Origin of the sequence: Streptomyces sp. NPDC046876 (genome assembly GCF_040645035.1) — a bacterium.
In the GTDB taxonomy this organism is placed as follows: Bacteria; Actinomycetota; Actinomycetes; order Streptomycetales; family Streptomycetaceae; genus Streptomyces.
The window spans coordinates 1-2,075 of the sequence record NZ_JBEYXK010000224.1; the positions used below are offsets into that span (position 1 = coordinate 1).

General features: G+C 69.6%; 3 protein-coding genes and 2 pseudogenes. 3 read left to right on the forward strand and 2 right to left on the reverse strand.

The annotated features are described in order from the left end of the window. Positions 1-123: 123 nt before the first annotated feature. Positions 124-294, reverse strand: a pseudogene (locus ABZ924_RS38520) (transposase); the annotation flags it as partial. Between the two features lie 112 nt (positions 295-406). Then, positions 407-691, reverse strand: a complete 285-nt coding sequence (locus ABZ924_RS38525) for a hypothetical protein (protein ID WP_361920393.1) — start codon at positions 689-691, stop codon at positions 407-409. Between the two features lie 30 nt (positions 692-721). Here ABZ924_RS38525 and ABZ924_RS38530 point away from each other — a divergent pair, with 30 nt between their 5' ends. From ABZ924_RS38530 to ABZ924_RS38540, 3 genes and pseudogenes are all read left to right on the forward strand, one after another. Beyond that, positions 722-1,285 carry a hypothetical protein gene (locus tag ABZ924_RS38530; RefSeq protein WP_361920395.1) on the forward strand — a complete coding sequence of 188 codons (564 nt, stop codon included), beginning with the start codon at positions 722-724 and terminating at the stop codon, positions 1,283-1,285. Between the two features lie 18 nt (positions 1,286-1,303). Next, positions 1,304-1,852, forward strand: a pseudogene (locus ABZ924_RS38535) (ATP-binding protein); the annotation flags it as partial. A 58-nt stretch (positions 1,853-1,910) separates the two neighbouring features. Continuing rightward, positions 1,911-2,075 (forward strand): transposase (locus tag ABZ924_RS38540; RefSeq protein WP_361920397.1); only part of this gene is annotated, 165 nt, incomplete at its 3' end.

Below are 2,075 nucleotides of genomic sequence, written 5' to 3' on the forward strand. Positions count from 1 at the left end.
CCGCACCGCGGAACACAACCACCTGTGCGGTGGACCCTGGTCCTGGCCCGCGCCCGCCACCTGCCGCCCCCCCCGCCGGCCGGCCCCGGCGAGCGGCTCCCGGTGCCCCAGGCCGCAGGCGGGCCGCCAGGCACACCCGCTGACCAGCACGTAAACGATCGCGGCGAACAACGGCTCATCAGGCGTGTCCTGCGTCCCGCCGCCCTGCGGCCGCACCCTCGAAGGTGGGATCAGCGGCTTCGCGATCTCCCACAGCCCGTCCGGAACAATCCAACTCCACGTACCCCGCCCCATGATCGGACCAACGACCGCCTCACCACATAGGACACGATCTAAAGGCGTGCAATGCACCTCTGCCGTCGCCCGACTCATGAACGGAACCAGCCGGTCGTCCGCGTACGTCACGTCACGCAGTGCCGGAGTCCTCGACCTCCTGAAGGAAGTCTGCGACCCGCTGGTTGAAGATGTGAGCCGGGATGCCGTGTCTCGCGCCGGCCACCACCTCGGTCCGTACGTCCCGGATGAGCCGCCGCGCGCGGTCCTCGGCACGGCGGGAGTCCATCACGCGGTCGGCACCGCCGAACAGCAGGAGGGCGGGCACACTGATCGCTCCCAGTTCGTCGTCGCTCATGCGCTGTGGCTGCGGGAGCCGGACGCGGAAGGTGTTGATCGCCTCCAGGGACAGCAGCATCCCCGCTTCATCGGCCGCACCGTCCGAGTCGTGCTCCGCTCCAGCGACCTCGTTGTCTTCCACGGCCGCACCGAGATCGCCCGCCACCCCCGCCTGACGGCGAAGGGCGCCGAGCGGGTCGTCCGGGACCACTTTCTCGAAGTCCTGCTGGCCAAGCCCGGCACGATGGCTGGCTCCGAGGCCCTGGACCAGGCCCGCCGCGAGGGCACGTTCACCGCCGCCCACGAGGCGTTCTGGGCTGCGGCGAAGAAGGCGGGCGACACCGAAGGTACCAAGCAGCTGGTCCACGTGTTCCTGCTGCACCGCCATCTCGAACACCGCGATGTGATCGTCGGCATCCGATCCGCCCTTGCGGTCGGCGCCCACACCGCCGACATCGTCGCCCTTGAGGCCCGCAAGGCCGCTCAGAGCGATGGCCGTTCCCCCACCGTGACGGTCACCCGGGCCGACACCGGCACTGCCCGGGCCGGAGCCCCGCGAGGTGGTCAGCCTGAAGCCCGCCGGGCCGTCCGTCTCCCCACCGACCAGCGTCCTCTGCCCTCTCTCGACTGCTGGGACCAGCTTCTGAACCGCTTCAGGAAGGACGCGCCATGAACCGGCTCGCACCACAACCTGACCGAGACCGCCCCCGATGCTGCGATCGACACCGCCCGCGGGGTCCTGCGGCTGCCCACCATGCGAGCCCAGTTCCCCGACCTCGTCGCCCGCGCCGAACGCGAAGGGCTCTCCTATCGAGGGTTTCTGGCCGAGCTGCTGATGTCCGAGTGCGAGAACCGGGACCGGCGACGCTCGGAGCGACGGATCCGGGCGGCCGGATTCCCCCGCCAGAAGTGGCTCTCCGACTTCGACTGCAGCGGCAACCCCAACGTCGTCCCGGCTGTGGTCAACAACCTCGCCACCTGCGACTGGGTCAAGAAGGGCGAGCCGCTCTGCCTGATCGGGGACTCCGGCACCGGCAAGTCCCACCTGCTGATCGGCCTTGGGACGGCAGCGGCCATGGCCGGTTGCCGCGTCCGCTATGCCCTGGCCGCCAAGCTCGTCAACGAGCTCGTCGAGGCCGCCGACGAGAAGCAGCTGTCCAAGACGATCGCCCGCTACGGGGGCGTCGATCTTCCCTGCATCGATGAGCTGGGCTATCTCGAGCTTGACCGGCGGAGCGCCTAGTAGTGCTTTGTTAGCTGGTCTTGTCGCGTCGTGTGTGCGGTAGTTCGCTGGCTGTATGAGGGCTGGGGAGCTTGTCGCGGTGCGGGGCCGGTTGGAGGAGTTCGCGTCCGAGGTGTTCGCACCGCTGGTGCGGCGGGACCAGCGCGAGAAGGGCGCCTTGTATCTGCGGGGACTGCTGCTGGAGGGCCGGCGGAAGTCGATGCAGCCGATGGCTGAGCGG

What these genes read in the sequence shown, in the direction of transcription:
- ABZ924_RS38525 (WP_361920393.1), bottom strand. Translation starts at nt 691, where the DNA reads ATGCTGCTGTCCCTGGAGGCGATCAACACCTTCCGCGTCCGGCTCCCG.